The sequence below is a fragment of the Streptomyces sp. MBT65 genome, from assembly GCF_016612545.1.
In the GTDB taxonomy this organism is placed as follows: domain Bacteria; phylum Actinomycetota; class Actinomycetes; order Streptomycetales; family Streptomycetaceae; genus Streptomyces.
Genome location: NZ_JAENRY010000022.1, coordinates 1 through 14,356, shown reverse-complemented (window position 1 = coordinate 14,356; position 14,356 = coordinate 1). Strand labels below are relative to the sequence as shown.

The following is a 14,356-nucleotide window of genomic DNA, read 5'->3' as shown; positions in this document are numbered from 1 at the left end:
GACGAGGTCAGCCCTTCACGGCCCCCGTGAGCATCCCCTTCTTGAAATGCCGCTGCACGAACGGCGACAGCACGGCCACCGGCAACAAAGCCATCACCATGACAGCCATCTGCACGGCCAGCCCGGACAGTTCACCCGTCTTGATCGCCTGACCGAGCCCCACCGGAGCCTCCTGCTTCTGCACCAACTGGATCATGACGTTCTGCAACGGCATCATGTCCTGGTCGTTCAGATACAGCGAGGCGTTGAACCAGGCGCTCCAATACCCCACGGCGTAGAAGAGCGTGATGACGGCCAGCACCGCTCGGGACAGCGGCATCACGATCTGCCACAGGATCCGGAATTCGCCGGCGCCGTCGATCCGCGCGCTGTCGACGAGTTCCTGCGAGATCCCCATGAAGAACCCGCGCAGCACAAGGATGTTGAAGACGCTGAGCGCACTGGGCAGGATCAACGCGAGATAGCTGTCGGTGAGACCGAGCGACTGCACCAGCAGATATGTCGGGATGAGCCCGGCGCTGAAGAACATCGTGGCGAGCATCATCATCAGGATCCACCGGTGCCCGAGCGACCCGATACGCGAGAGGCCGTAGGCGCACAGGACGGACACCGCCATGGAGAAGGCCGTGCCGACGACGGTGATGAGGACGCTGATGACCGCCGCGCGGGTGACCTGGCCGCCGCTGAGGAGTTCCTTGTAGGCGATGAAGGTGATGCCCTTGGGCACCATGACAAGGCCGCCGGCCTGGTCGATGGTCCTGCGGGAGGAGAGGCTGGTGACGAGGACGATCCACAGCGGGAAGAGGATGGCGAAGCAGGCGAGGGTGAGGACGAGTCCCTTGCCCGCGAGACCGACCTTGCCGGGTTCCTCCTCCCAGGTGGGACGGGGCGGCGCGGCCCACCTGCTGGGCTGTCGCACAGGCTTGTCGATGACGGCGGTCATTTCTTGTACACCCCCTGCTCGCCCATGAGGTGGGCCACTTTGTTCGCGGCGAGGACCAGACCGAGGCTGATCACGCCCTTGACGAGTCCGGCGGCGGCCGCGTAGCCGAAGTCCTGGTTGCGGACGCCGTTCCACCAGACGAAGGTGTCGAGGACCTCGGCCGCTCCCGGTCCCACGGCGTCGCGTTGGAGCAGGATCTGTTCGAAGCCGACGGTGAGCGCATCGCCGACGCGCAGGACCAGCAGCAGTGCGATCACCGGTCGCAGCGCGGGCAGCGTGACGTGCCACATGCGGCGATAGCGCCCGGCGCCGTCCATCGCGGCGGCCTCGTAGAGGTCGGGGCTGACGGAGGACAGCGCGGCGAGGAAGACGATGATCCCCCAGCCCGCGTCCTTCCACACGCTCTGCGCGGTGATCAGGAACTTGAAGGTGTTGGGGTCGGTCATGACGTCGAGGCCGTCGAAGCCGTGCTGCCGCAGGAGTTGGGAGAACAGGCCTGCCCCGCCCAGGAGTTGCTGGAAGACGGCGATGACCAGCACCCAGGAGAAGAAGTGCGGGAGGTAGAGGATGGCCTGGGAGAGCGCCCGGACCCGGGGCCTGACCACGCTGTTGATGAGCAGCGCGAGCAGGATCGGGATCGGGAAGAACAGGATGAGTTGGAGGAAGAACAGGACGAGCGTGTTCTGTACGGCGCTCCAGAACGCGGAGTCCGCGAAGATCTGCTGGAAGTTCTCCAGGCCGACCCAGGGGCTGTGCAGCATCGAGACGATGCCGTTGTCGCTGACGTAGGGGTCGTAATCCTCGAAGGCGACGATGTTGCCGAGGATCGGCAGGTAGTTGAAGACCAGGATGAGCAGGACGGCCGGCAGGGTCATCAGGAGCAGGACGCGGTCGCGTCTGAACCTGAGCCGCCAACTCACCTTCGCCTCGGGGTGGTTGTGCCGGGAGCCGGTGGCGCCGCCGGACGTCACCGGGGTCCTGCCCGTCGTGTCGGCCTCGGTCCTGCTCCGAGGCACCGTGCTGTGGGACACGGCCGTTCTCCTTGCCTCGGTACCGGGTCAGCTCGTCGCGGTGCCGTTGTCGTCGAGCAACTTCTGGTACCAGGCGCGGAGTTGGTCGCCGCCCTTGCTCTTCCAGTCGGAGACGGCCTGCTGCATGTCGCTGATCTTCTTGCGGCCGCGGGTGATGTCGTCCTCCAACTGCTCGAAGTCGTTGGAGAGGTTGGTGTAGCGGCTCGGTTCGGTGATCTGCTGGCCGTAGAACGTCGACTTCTTTGTGAAGGCGCCCATCCGCTGCTGCCACTCGACCTGCGCCTTGGCGACGTCGGGGAAGTCGGGGTGGGCGATCGTCGCGGCCGGGCTGGCGACCATCACGTAGGCGTTGATGACCTCGTTGTTGCCCTGGTCGGTCTTGGTGGGCACACCGTTCTTGACGGTGTAATGGGTGCCCTCCACTCCGTAGTTGGTGAGCATGTACTCCTTGGTGCCGTACGGCGCGGCGGTGACGTTGGCGACGGCGAGCGCGTCACGGATCACGGACTCGGAGGCCTTCTTGCTGATGAAGGCGAAGATGCCCGCCGGTTCGCCGGCCCACAGGGTCGGGGCGCCGCCGTCGTGGCCGAAGATGTCCATGCCCCAGATCTTGTAGTCCGGGTTCTGGGTGGCCTGTTCGGCGGTGCGGCTCCACCACTGCGAGATGTCCTGGGCGTAGATGAGGAACTCGCCCGCCGCGAACTTGGGGCCCGGGTCGGTGGCCGCGCTCTTGCCCAACTTGGCGTCGGGGTGCACGTATCCGGCGGCGAACAGCTTGCGGGTCCACTCCAGCGCCTCGAGGTACTCCTGGGTCTCGATGCGGTTGATCAGCTTGCCGTCGACGAGGTTCCAGCCGAGCGACTTCTCGCTGCCGGAGAGCACGCCCCAGGCGTTGAACGCGGTCCACTTCATGTCCAGGCAGGCCCAGCGCTTGGCCTTGGCGTTGGTGATCTCCTTGGCCAGAGCCATGAACTCGTCGGCGGAGGTGGGGACTTGGTACCCCTCCTTGTCGAAGATGTCCTTGCGGTAGAGCGGCACGATGTTGGGCACGTACGAGGACGGCATCGGCAGTCCGCGCAACTTGCCGCCGAAGACGCAGCGTTGCCAGGCGTCGGACGGGATCGCCGCGAGGTTCGGGTACTCCTTGACCTTGTCGCCGGTGAGGTACGGGCCGAGGTCGGCGAACTTGCCGATGATCGCGCTGGGTATCTTGCCGCCCATGTTCCAGCCGGGGACGACCACGATGTCCGGGATGTCGCTGGAGGCTAGGACCGCGCCGAGCTTCTGGTCGTAGGTGTTGCCGTCCTGGTTCTGCCAGGCCACGTCGACGCCGATGAGGCTGTTCATCGCCTTGTAGTAGGCGTTGTCGCTCTTCGGCGGGGAGCCCCAGAACGGCGACATGATGGAGACCTTGCCGCCCTTGCCGAGCTTCTTCGGCACCGAGGTCTTCAGCGTGGCGAGGTCCAGCTTGCTGGAGAAGCCGATCGCGGAGCCGTTCTTGGAGGGGAGGTCCGGGGTCACCACGTTGCCGGCCACGAACGCGGGCAGCAGCTTCTTGACGCCCTTGCCCTCCGAACTGCCCCCGCCCGAACCGCTGTCCGAGGCGCCGCAGGCGGAGAGCAGCGGTACCCCTCCCGCCACCGCTGCGGCGACGACCGCCGTGGAGGCGAGGAAACTTCTCCGGCTGGGAGCGGAGGCGGCGGAGGCGTTCGGCGTCATTGCGTCAACCCTTCATGGCGCACCAGGACACCCGGCGGTGGAGCCGTCGGCTGCGGTGTCTTGAGTGGAACAGAGCACTTAGTCGAAGCGCTTCGATGTTGCTGCGAGGTTAAGTGAACGCCCGAGGGTGCACAAGGGTCGCTCCCAAGATTCCTCCGAGGTGTGCGGGGTGACCTGTCCGTATGTGCTGCTTGAAATAACGGTGAAGGTCTCTTGACACCTGCCGCTCGTCGAATCAGCATCGAAGCGCTTCGAAAGCGCCGCGCCGCTCCATCGCAAGGGGAACCCCACGTGACCGCACAAACGCCGCCTACGCCTCCTTTCCGCGATCCGCACCTGCCGTTCGCGAAGCGCATCGACGATCTGCTGGCACGGCTCACCCTCGACGAGAAGATCGGATTTCTGCACCAGTACGCGCCCGCCGTGGAGTGCCTGGGCGTCGCCGCGTTCCGCACCGGCCAGGAGGCCCTGCACGGGGTGGCGTGGATGGGCCAAGCGACGGTCTTCCCGCAGGCGGTGGGCCTGGGCGCGAGCTGGAACGAGGAACTCGTACGACGGGTCGGCGACGCGGTGTCCAAGGAGGTCCGCGCGATGCGGGCCCGCGACGACCGCGTCGGGCTCAACGTGTGGTCCCCCACGGTGAACCTGCTGCGCCACCCGCTGTGGGGCCGTAACGAGGAGGGTTACTCGGAGGACCCGAGGCTGACCTCGGCGATCGCCACCGCGTACACGCGCGGCCTGCGCGGCGACCACCCGACGTACTGGCGCACGGCGCCCGTCCTCAAGCACTGGCTCGCGCACAACAACGAGACGGGCCGCGACGTCTCGTCGTCCTCCGTCCGCCCGCGCGTGCTGCACGAGTACGACCTGCGCGCGTTCCGCGAGACGGTCGAGGCGGGCGCGGTGGCCGGGGTGATGCCCGCGTACAACCTGGTCAACGGCCGCCCCAACCACGTCTCGCCGTATCTGCGCGAGCAGTTGCGCACTTGGACCGACGAGGACCTGCTGGTCTGCTCGGACGCGGGCGCGCCCTCCAACCTGGTGGACTCCGAGCACTACTTCGACACCCACGAGGAGGCGACGGCGGCCTCTCTGCTGGCCGGCGTGGACAGTTTCACCGATCACGGCACGGACGGTTCGACGATCGTGGCGCGGGTCCAAGGTGCCCTGGACCAGGGCCTGTTGACGGAGGTCGATCTCGATTCGGCGGTCCGCCGGCAGCTCTCGGTGCGGTTCCGGCTCGGCGAGTTCGACCCGGCACATGACCCGTACGCCGGCATCGAGGACTTCGACACCCCGGCGCACCGGGCCCTGGCCCAGGAGGCCGCCGAGCAGGCGATCGTCCTCCTCAAGAACGACGGCGACCTGCTGCCCCTCGCCCATGACACCCGGCTCGCCGTGGTCGGACTGCTCGCCGACGAGTGCAAACTCGACTGGTACAGCGGCACGTTGATCCACCGCTCCACTCCGCTGGAGGGCCTGTACGAGCGGTTCGGCGCGGAGCGCGTCGAGTTCGCGGAGGGCGTGGACCGGGTCCGGCTGAAGACCTCCCAAGGCGCCTTCCTGCACGTCCCGTTGGCGGACGTGGCCGACGAAGTACGCGGCGCCGAAGGCGCGTTGGACCCCGCCCTCCTCGCGGGCCGCACCGACCTCCCGCCGCTCACCACCGACCCCACCGGCACCGAACTCGCCCTCGTCGACTGGGGCGAGGGCGTCCTCACCCTCCGTGCCCCGGACGGCCGTTATCTCTCGGTCGCCGAGGACGGCTACGTCCGTGCCTCCGCCGACCAGCCCGGCGGCTGGGTCGTCCAGGAGACATTCCGCCTGGAACCCCATGAGAACGGTCACCTCCTGCTGCACATCGGTACGGGTCGCCACGTCTCTGTCGCCGCCGACGGCGTGAAGGTTGCCGAGGACGGCGGGGAGGTTTCCGAGGAGGCCGCGGAGGTCTTCGAGTTGCTGGTCGTCGAGCGCGGCGAGGACGCGGTGGCCCGGGTCGCGGAGGCGGCGGACGTGGTGCTCGTGGTCGCGGGCAACGACCCGCACATCAACGGCCGCGAGACCGAGGACCGTACGACGCTCCGACTCCCCGCCCACCAGCGGCGCTTGCTGCGCGCGGCCCGCGCCGCGAACCCGAACACGGTGCTGGCCCTGGTCTCCGCGTACCCGTACACGGTCGACGCCGCCGACCTCCCGGCGATCCTGTGGACCGCCCACGGCGGCCAGGCGGCGGGCACCGCCCTGGCCCGCGTCCTCGCGGGCGACGTCTCCCCCGCCGGCCGTCTCCCCCAGACCTGGTACGCGGCCGACTCCGACCTGCCCGGCCTCCTCGACTACGACGTGATCGGCGGCCGACAGACGTACCTCTACTTCGAGGGCACGCCCCTGTTCCCGTTCGGCCACGGCCTGTCGTACGCGTCCTTCTCCTACGGCGACCTGAGCGCCTGGGTCGAACTCCGGGCGGTGCGGGTGGAGTTCACGGTCGCCAACACCGGGGACGTGACGGCCGACGAGGTCGCGCAGGTGTACACGCGCGCCGTCGACCCGTCGGTCCCGCGCCCGCGCCGCGAGCTGGCCGCGCACCGGCGCGTGACCCTCGCCCCGGGCGAGACGGCGGACCTCTCCTTCGAACTCCCCCTCTCCACCTTCGAGTTCTGGGACGTGGCCCGGGGTGGCCGGCGCCTCGAACCGGGTCCCTACGACCTCCTCGTCGGCGCCTCCAGCGAGGACATCCGCGTGCGGACGACGGTGACGCTGGCCGGTGAGCCCGCCGCGCCCCGCCCGGTCCTCCGACAGGGCCTGGCCGCGGCCGACTTCGACGAGCAGTCGGGCGGCGAGATCGTCGACCGGACGAAGGTGACGGGCGACGCGGTGACCCCGGCGGGCGGCGGCACGGCCGAACTGGTCTACCGGCACTGCGACTTCGGCGCCGGTGTCACGGAGGTGACCGTGGAGGTGGCGGGCGAGGGGGTCGTGGAACTGTCTCTGGACGGTGGCCCGGCACTCGCCGAACTCGCCCTGCCCGCACCGACATCGGGCCCGTACGACTACACCACGCTCGGCGCCGGGATCGTCGCCGAGGGCGTGCACGACGTACACCTCAGGCTGCGCGGGGCGCTGCGGCTCGCGCACGTCGGCTTCTCCGGCTGAGGGTCCGGGGAAGGCCGACGCCGGTCCGGGGGACCGGCGACAGAGAAGGGGCCCGGCACCGGAAGGCATCGGTGCCGGGCCCCTTCGGAGAGGCTATATGAAAATGGATCCCATTAGCTAGAGCTGTTGGGTGAGAGGACGGTCAGAGCGCGAGCCCCGTCAGCACCAGCACCCGCTCGTAGGTGTAGTCGTCCATCGCGAACTTCACGCCCTCGCGGCCGACACCGGACTGCTTGGCACCGCCGTACGGCATCTGGTCGGCGCGGTAGGACGGGACGTCGCCGATGATCACGCCGCCGACCTCCAGCGCGCGGTGGGCGCGGAAGGCGACCTGCACGTCATGGGTGAACACCCCTGCCTGGAGGCCGTACTTGGAGTCGTTGGCGGCGGCGAAGGCGGCGGCCTCGCCGTCCACCTTCGTCACGGTGAGCACCGGTCCGAAGACCTCCTCGCAGGAGATCGTCGTGTCGGCCGGTACGTCGGTGAGGACGGTCGGCGCGTACGAGGCGCCGTCGCGCTTGCCGCCGGTGAGGAGGGTGGCGCCCGCCGCCACGGCCTCCTGGACCCAGGACTCGACGCGCTGCGCGGCGGCCTCGCTGACCAGCGGCCCGACGTCGGTCTTGTCGTCGCTCGGGTCACCGGTGACCTGGGCCTCCACTGCCGCGACGATGCGCGGGAGCAGCCGGTCGTGGACGGCGGCGTCCGCGATGACCCGCTGCACGGAGATGCAGGACTGGCCGCCCTGGTAGTTGGAGAAGGTGGCGATCCGGGTCGCGGCCCAGTCGAGGTCGGCGTCGGAGGCGTAGTCCCCGAGGACCACGGCCGCGCCGTTGCCGCCCAGCTCCAGGGTGCAGTGCTTGCGCGGCACCGAGTCCATGATCGCGTAGCCGACCTTCTCCGAACCGGTGAAGGAGATCACCGGCAGCCGCTCGTCCTGGACGAGGGCGGGCATGTGGTCGTTGGCGACCGGCAGGATGCTCCACGCGCCGGCGGGCAGGTCGGTCTCGGCGAGGAGGTCGCCGATGATCAGGCCGGAGAGCGGGGTGGCCGGGGCCGGCTTGAGGATGATCGGGGCGCCGGCCGCGATCGCGGGGGCGATCTTGTGGGCGCAGAGGTTCAGCGGGAAGTTGAAGGGCGCGATGCCGAGGACGACGCCCTTCGGGAAGCGCCGGGTGAGGGCGAGCCGGCCCTGGCCGCCGGCGTCGGTGTCGAGGCGCTGGGCCTCGCCGCCGTTGAACCGCCGGGCTTCCTCCGCGGCGAACCGGAACACGGACACGGCCCGGCCGACTTCACCGCGCGCCCACTTGATCGGCTTGCCGTTCTCGGCGGAGATGAGCTGCGCGATCTCCTCGACCCGCTCGGCGAGACGCCGGCTGACGTGGTCGAGGGCGGCGGCGCGGACGTGGGCGGGGGTGGCGGCGAACTCGTCCCGTACGGCGTACGCGGCGGCCACCGCCTCCTCGACCTGGGCATCGGTCGGCAGGCTGACCTTGCCGACGAGGCGTCCGTCCCACGGCGAGGTGACGTCGAAGGTGTCCTGGCCGGTGGCCTGGCGGCCGGCGAGCCAGAAGGCGTGGGTGGAGGTCATGTCCCGGCCCTTCCGCGTTGGGGGTGGTCTTGGGGCTTCTCGGTCCACCGTAGGTGCGGGGAGAGCGCGGTGCGTTTAGCCGAGTCGTAGTGGTACCGGACGGGAACACTACAGATCGGCAGGTCCCGTCACTCGGCCGCGGCCGTCGCCTTCAGCGCCAGCCACAGCTCCATCCGGACGTCCGGATCGTCGAGCGACCGTCCGAGGATCTCCTCGACCCGCCGCATCCGGTACCGCAGGGTGTGCCGATGCACCCCGAGGTCGGCCGCCGCCGCGTCCCACTGACCGTGCCGGGACAGCCACGCCCGCAACGAGGCGACCAGATCGCCCCGCCCGGTCGCGTCGTGCTCGGACAGCGGCCGTAGCAACCCGTCCGCGAAGGCGCGCACCGCGTCGTCGGCGAGCAGCGGCAGCACGGATCCGGCGGCCAGTTGCTCGTGCTCGACGAGCACCCGGCCGCGCCGCCGGGCCACGGACAGCGCCTGCTCGGCCTGCTTGTACGCGCCTGCCGCGGCGATGGGGCCGGACGGCGCGGAGAGCCCGACCACCAACTCGTCGTCCTCGCCGCCCTGTTCGCGTACGTCCGAGGCGGCCCGCTCGGCCTCCAGCGTCGCCGCGTACTCCCCGCACGCCTCGACCGCCGCACCGCCGTCCACGGCCAGCACCACCAGCCGCCGCGGCCCTTCCACCACGACGAGCACGGCCTCGCCCGACCGTGCCGCCGCCGACTCGACGACCTCGGCGAGCCCTCCCAGGTGATCGCTGTCCGCTGTCGCGCCCTCGCCCACGACGACCCGGAACGGCGCGTCGAGGAGCCCGCCGTACAGTTCCCCGGCGACCGCCCGCGCATGGTCCGGGTGCCCGGCGAGCAGCAGCCGCAGCACCGCGGCGCCGATCCGGTCCTGGGCGGCCTGGAGGGAGCGGGAGCGTTCCGTGGTGAGGGTGAGGAGCGCGATCGCGGAGTGCACGGCGTACCGCTCCGCCGTCCCGAGCGCCGATGCCGTTCCTACGGCGAGCGCGGCGCGCGGGCGGCGGCCGGTGCCGAGGGTGTGCAGTTCGACCCGGTCCTCGTTGTCGGGGCCGCCGACCACGGAGGAGGCGGGAGCCGGCCGGTCCCGCAGCCGTTCCACGTCCGCGGTGAGGCGGGCGGCACGGCGGCCCGCCCACTCCGGTGCGGTGGCGACGAGGGCGCCGGACGCGTCGTAGAGCGCGGCCCATCCGTCGACCTGGGCGGCGAGTGCGGCGAGCAGCCCCTCCGGGCCGTCGCTGAGGGCCTGCCGAGTGAGCTCGCGCTGAGCGGCGAACCCGGCGGTCACGGCCCGGTACTGATCGGCGGCGATCGCGGCGGAGACGGCTTTGCTGATCGCGATGAAGGGGGTGCGCCGGGGCACCTCCAGCAGCGGCAGCCCCTCTTCCCCGGCCGTGTCGACGAGCACCTTCGGAATCTCGTCGTAGTTGACCCCGACGGCGAACCCCAGCCCCACGACTCCGGCCCCCACCAGCCGCTTCACATACCGCCGCATGGCCTTCGCGTCCTCCGCGTCCAGCTTCAACGCGGTGGTCAGCAGCAGTTCCCCGCCCTCCATGTACGGCACCGGATCCGCCAGCTCACTGACATGCGCCCAGCGGACAGGCACGTCCAGCCGGTCCTCGCCGGCGCGCACGGTGAGCTTGAGCGCGGAGTGGTGGGCGAGGGAGGCGAGGGTGGGGGGCATGGGGCCTTCAGACGGGATCAGAGGGGAGGAGACCGGGGATCGGGTCGAGCTTTTGGCCGTCACGTATGAACGGCCCACTCCGATTCTGCCTCACCGTATGGTCGTCAGGGCCTTGTATGTCCGGTTCAGGGGGTTGGGGGGCGTAGGTCCACCAGCGAGGGCGGGGTGTGCTTGCCCTCGACCGTCGTGAGCGACAGCACCGCGTGCCCCGGCGGGACCTCGTGCGCGAGCTGGGACGCTGACCACCGCTCCCGCTCGACCTGCCGTACGGTCACCGCCTCCGTCGTCACCGCCCGGCCCGTCACCAGCTTGCGCAGGGCGTGGATGGCGCGGGTCATCGGCTGGTCCGCGAAGACGGTGTGCTGGGCCACGTCCCGGGTCTCCACCCACTCCGTGCCCCAGGCGTGCGCGAAGCGGCTGCCGTCCCAGGTGGTGACTCCCGAGAAGGCCATCCGGCAGCCGACCGCCCCGTGCAGGGGTCCGTGCAGCGCCTCGGGGACATCGCCGAGCGTGCGCAGGGCGAGCAGCACGCCCGCGTTCTGCGAGCGCAGCCGCTGCATGTGCCGTACCGACTCGGTGGTCACCGTCCCGGTGGCGTCGTCGAGGACGAGACACGCGAAGTGCCGACGGCCTGTGTCGTGCACGACATGGTCGAACTGGGCCAGGACCAGCCGGGTAATGAGCCGGGAGGCCTCCTCGTGCCCGTGGGCCGGCACGTCGATGCGGACCCGCAGGGGGTGGTGCGCGACGGCGCGCAGCGAGAACGGCCGGACGGCCGCGTCGCCGGTGCCGAAGAACTCGGCGAACACGGGCCGGTCCAGCAGCGCGAGCCGGTCGGCGAGTACGGGCCCCGGATCGGCGGCGCTTCCGGTCTGCCGGGCACGGGCGTCGAGATCGCGGCGCAGGCCCGCGTGCTCCGGCGCCGGCAGCGCCTGGCGCAGGGCGTCGAGCGCCGAGGGTTCGCCGTCCAGGAGTTCCCGCAGCACGGGCAGGGGCGGGAAGGTGCCGTGCACCGCACGGTACGGCCCGAGCAGCTGGGCGAGTGCGGTCGCGGCCCGTTGGGCACCGACGGTGTCGAGGTCTCCGGCCAGTGCCTCGGCGAGGAACGCGGCGGCCGCGTCGGGGTCGGTGGTGTCGGCGTAGGGATCCAGGTCGTAGACGGAGGTGGGGTCCCCGATCCGCACCACGACGTCGAACGCGGAGTCCGGGCCGAGCGGGGTACCGGCCGCGCAGACCGCCACGACGGCACACTGTCCGGTCAGCGCCCGCAGAGCGAGGGACTCGACGACCGGGGCGACCACGTGCCTGGTCTTGCCGGAGCCGGACGGCCCCACGACGAGGAGCGAGGTGCCGAGCGTGTCGGGGCCGAGGGCCGTGCCCGCGCCTCGATAGGCCGATGGAGTGCGGTCCCCGGCCGTCCACTGCCCGATGCGGACCTGCCCTTCGAGCAGGTCGTGCGGTGCGGCACGGCCGGGCAGGTCCCGGGCGCCGGACGGGTGGACCCAGGCCGCCGCCCCCTTGCGCAGCACCGTGTCGGTGAAGACCGCCAACTGCGCCTCCCTGCGGGCGGTTTGCCACGCGTACCCGATCCGGGCGCAGTCCACGTCGTTCATACGGCCGGTGAGCACTTCGGCGGTGAGGAGCTCGGCCGCTTCGTTCTGGCCCGCCTCGCGCAGCTCGGGCCACTGGGCGGGCACCAGAACAGCGGGCGCCGGGCGGGTCTCGCCCTCTCCCGTACGGCTGCGCGCGACGAGTCGTTCCTTCGCGAGCGCCCACCAGCCGCCGAGGCGGGCGAAGGGCCACAGGACCGCGGCCGTGATGAGCGCGTACAGCGTGTCGGTGAAGAGCACCGACTGGAAGAGATCGGGGCCACCGTCGATCAGGACGACAAGGGAGAACAGCGGGTCCTGGACCGGGAGGGGTGCCCAGCCGACACCGGGGAACGCGGAGGGGAACACGAAGCTGAGAGCGATGAGGCCACCGACGAGCGCCAGCAGGGCGCGAGCGGGCTGGGGACGACCGCCGACGACATGGCGAGCCACCTCCAGCCAACCGCCGAGCTTGACGACGGCATAGACGAGCAGGGCGAAGAAGGCACCGTCGTAGACGCTGATCGCGTCCGCGCCCTCGGTCCCCTTGGGAGACACCGTGCCGGCCCACCACCAGTCGCTCGGGGTGAACAGCTTGAGCAGGGCCCATTGGTACGGGACAGCTCCATGGCGCCAGAAGGACCACACGATCAGCGCCACCACGAGCGGGATCAGCAGACCCAGGATCGCGACCTTGGAGAGCCGCGTCGCCGCGCGGTCGGCCTTGGGCGGGCGATACCCGTAGCGCCAGATGCCGGGCGCGGCGGCCGGCCGGGGCTCGTTCAGCCAGTCGGCGACGGCGGGGGCGAACCGCGGCGGCTGTTCGGGCGCGGGTGCCGCACCCGGTGTGCGCGGCGGCCGAGGCGGCATGGCCGGTACGTCCGCCGGCCCCGCCGGACGCGGCACAGGATTCGCATGCGTACCCCGCGCGTCCCGCGTCCCGTCGCTGTCCATCGTCTCGCCCTCGCCCCTTGACCAGCCGTTCCGTACACCGTCAGCGAGTCAATCTAACGCGCCCAGAAGGGGAGTTCACCGTTTACGCGCCCGGGCCCACGCCAAGCTCCGCGAACCCGGCACTGTCCATCACGGACAACCCGCGTCGCCGACACCGCCCACATGGAGCATGCCCACCCCCGGTCACCCGCCCTAGCCTGCGAGAAAGGAAGACAGAAGAAAAGCGTCCGCACCACCCCAGGAGCCCCTCATGACCGCACTTCCGCAGGAGCGCCGCGTCCTCACCGCCATCCCCGGCCCGAAGTCGCAGGAGCTGCAGGCCCGCCGTACCGCCGCGGTCGCGGCCGGTGTGGGCTCCGTGCTGCCCGTGTTCACCGCGCGCGCGGGCGGCGGGATCCTGGAGGACGTCGACGGGAACCGGTTCATCGACTTCGGTTCAGGCATCGCCGTGACGAGCGTCGGCGCCTCCGCCGAGGCCGTCGTACGCCGTGCCACCGCGCAGCTCGCCGACTTCACCCACACCTGTTTCATGGTCACGCCGTACGAGGGTTACGTCGAGGTCGCCGAGGCGCTCGCCGAGCTGACCCCGGGCGACCACGCCAAGAAGTCGGCGCTGTTCAACTCCGGCGCCGAGGCCGTCGAGAACGCCGTGAAGATCGCGCGGGCCTACACCAAGCGGCAGGCCGTCGTCGTCTTCGACCACGGCTACCACGGCCGGACCAACCTCACCATGGCGCTGACCTCGAAGAACATGCCGTACAAGAACGGCTTCGGGCCGTTCGCGCCCGAGGTGTACCGCGTGCCCGTCGCCTACGGCTACCGCTGGCCGACCGGCCCGGACAACGCCGGTGCCGAGGCCTCCGCACAGGCCATCGACATGATCAACAAGCAGATCGGGGCCGACAACGTCGCCGCGATCATCATCGAGCCGGTCCTCGGCGAGGGCGGTTTCATCGAGCCGGCGAAGGGCTTCCTGCCGGCGCTCAGCAAGTTCGCCGCCGACAACGGGATCGTGTTCGTCGCGGACGAGATCCAGTCCGGGTTCTGCCGTACGGGCCAGTGGTTCGCGTGCGAGGACGAGGGCGTCGTCCCGGACCTGATCACCACCGCGAAGGGCATCGCGGGCGGGCTGCCGCTCGCCGCCGTGACCGGCCGCGCCGAGATCATGGACGCCGCGCACGCCGGTGGGCTGGGTGGCACGTACGGCGGCAACCCGGTCGCCTGCGCCGGTGCGCTCGGCTCCATCGAGACCATGAAGGAGCTGGACCTCAACGCCAGGGCCAAGGCCATCGAGGGGGTCATGAAGGCCCGGCTCGGTGCCATGGCGGAGAAGTTCGACATCATCGGCGATGTCCGCGGGCGCGGCGCGATGATCGCCATCGAGCTCGTCAAGGACCGTACGACCAAGGAGCCGAACCCGGAGGCGACCGCCGCGCTCGCCAAGGCCTGCCACCAGGAAGGGCTGCTGGTCCTGACCTGTGGCACCTACGGCAACGTGCTCCGCTTCCTGCCCCCGCTGGTCATCGGGGAGGACCTGCTGAGCGAGGGGCTCGACATCATCGAGCAGGCGTTCGCACGCATCTGAGCCATTCACATGGGTGCGTCCCGGCCACAGGGAACCCGCGCCTCCCGCGCAGAAGTCGCGCCCCACGCGCCCCGTCCACCCC

8 protein-coding genes are annotated in these 14,356 nt (G+C 70.6%); 2 read left to right on the top strand and 6 right to left on the bottom strand.

All coding sequences use genetic code 11. The features are described 5' to 3' along the window. Positions 1-7: 7 nt before the first annotated feature. Genes JHN63_RS07740 through JHN63_RS07730 form a run of 3 tightly spaced genes read right to left on the bottom strand, consistent with a single transcriptional unit; the run spans position 8 to position 3,693 of the window. Complete coding sequence (locus JHN63_RS07740) at positions 8-943, bottom strand: carbohydrate ABC transporter permease (RefSeq protein WP_200678222.1); 936 nt, start codon at positions 941-943, stop codon at positions 8-10. Continuing rightward, positions 940-1,974, bottom strand: coding sequence for a sugar ABC transporter permease (locus tag JHN63_RS07735; protein ID WP_200678219.1), 1,035 nt, complete (start codon positions 1,972-1,974; stop codon positions 940-942). Before JHN63_RS07735 ends, JHN63_RS07740 begins: the two co-directional genes overlap by 4 nt. Positions 1,975-2,001: 27 nt before the next feature. After that, a complete protein-coding gene (locus JHN63_RS07730; protein ID WP_200678218.1) occupies positions 2,002-3,693 on the bottom strand; it encodes an extracellular solute-binding protein in 1,692 nt (563 codons plus the stop codon). Between the two features lie 291 nt (positions 3,694-3,984). Here JHN63_RS07730 and JHN63_RS07725 point away from each other — a divergent pair, with 291 nt between their 5' ends. Then, positions 3,985-6,843: a glycoside hydrolase family 3 protein gene (locus JHN63_RS07725; protein WP_200678216.1), complete on the top strand. Its 2,859-nt coding sequence runs from the start codon at positions 3,985-3,987 to the stop codon at positions 6,841-6,843. Positions 6,844-6,985: 142 nt separating this feature from the next. Here the strand turns inward: JHN63_RS07725 and JHN63_RS07720 are convergent, their stop codons facing one another. From JHN63_RS07720 to JHN63_RS07710, 3 genes are all read right to left on the bottom strand, one after another. Next, entirely contained in the window at positions 6,986-8,431 is a 1,446-nt protein-coding gene (locus tag JHN63_RS07720; RefSeq protein WP_200678214.1) for an aldehyde dehydrogenase family protein, read from the bottom strand. A 128-nt stretch (positions 8,432-8,559) separates the two neighbouring features. Next, a complete protein-coding gene (locus tag JHN63_RS07715; protein ID WP_200678212.1) occupies positions 8,560-10,146 on the bottom strand; it encodes a PucR family transcriptional regulator in 1,587 nt (528 codons plus the stop codon). A gap of 125 nt (positions 10,147-10,271) precedes the next feature. Then, positions 10,272-12,689, bottom strand: a complete 2,418-nt coding sequence (locus JHN63_RS07710; RefSeq protein WP_200678210.1) for an ATP/GTP-binding protein — start codon at positions 12,687-12,689, stop codon at positions 10,272-10,274. A 250-nt stretch (positions 12,690-12,939) separates the two neighbouring features. Between JHN63_RS07710 and gabT the strand changes: the two genes are divergently transcribed. Continuing rightward, a complete protein-coding gene (gene gabT / locus JHN63_RS07705) occupies positions 12,940-14,274 on the top strand; it encodes a 4-aminobutyrate--2-oxoglutarate transaminase (protein WP_200678208.1) in 1,335 nt (444 codons plus the stop codon). Positions 14,275-14,356 lie beyond the last annotated feature (82 nt).

Excerpts from the sequence above, each read along its gene's own strand:
- gabT (WP_200678208.1), top strand. The coding sequence starts at position 12,940 with ATGACCGCACTTCCGCAGGAGCGCCGCGTCCTCACCGCCATCCCCGGC.
- JHN63_RS07740 (WP_200678222.1), bottom strand. The coding sequence starts at position 943 with ATGACCGCCGTCATCGACAAGCCTGTGCGACAGCCCAGCAGGTGGGCC.
- JHN63_RS07715 (WP_200678212.1), bottom strand. The coding sequence starts at position 10,146 with ATGCCCCCCACCCTCGCCTCCCTCGCCCACCACTCCGCGCTCAAGCTC.
- JHN63_RS07720 (WP_200678214.1), bottom strand. The coding sequence starts at position 8,431 with ATGACCTCCACCCACGCCTTCTGGCTCGCCGGCCGCCAGGCCACCGGC.
- JHN63_RS07730 (WP_200678218.1), bottom strand. The coding sequence starts at position 3,693 with ATGACGCCGAACGCCTCCGCCGCCTCCGCTCCCAGCCGGAGAAGTTTC.
- JHN63_RS07710 (WP_200678210.1), bottom strand. The coding sequence starts at position 12,689 with ATGGACAGCGACGGGACGCGGGACGCGCGGGGTACGCATGCGAATCCT.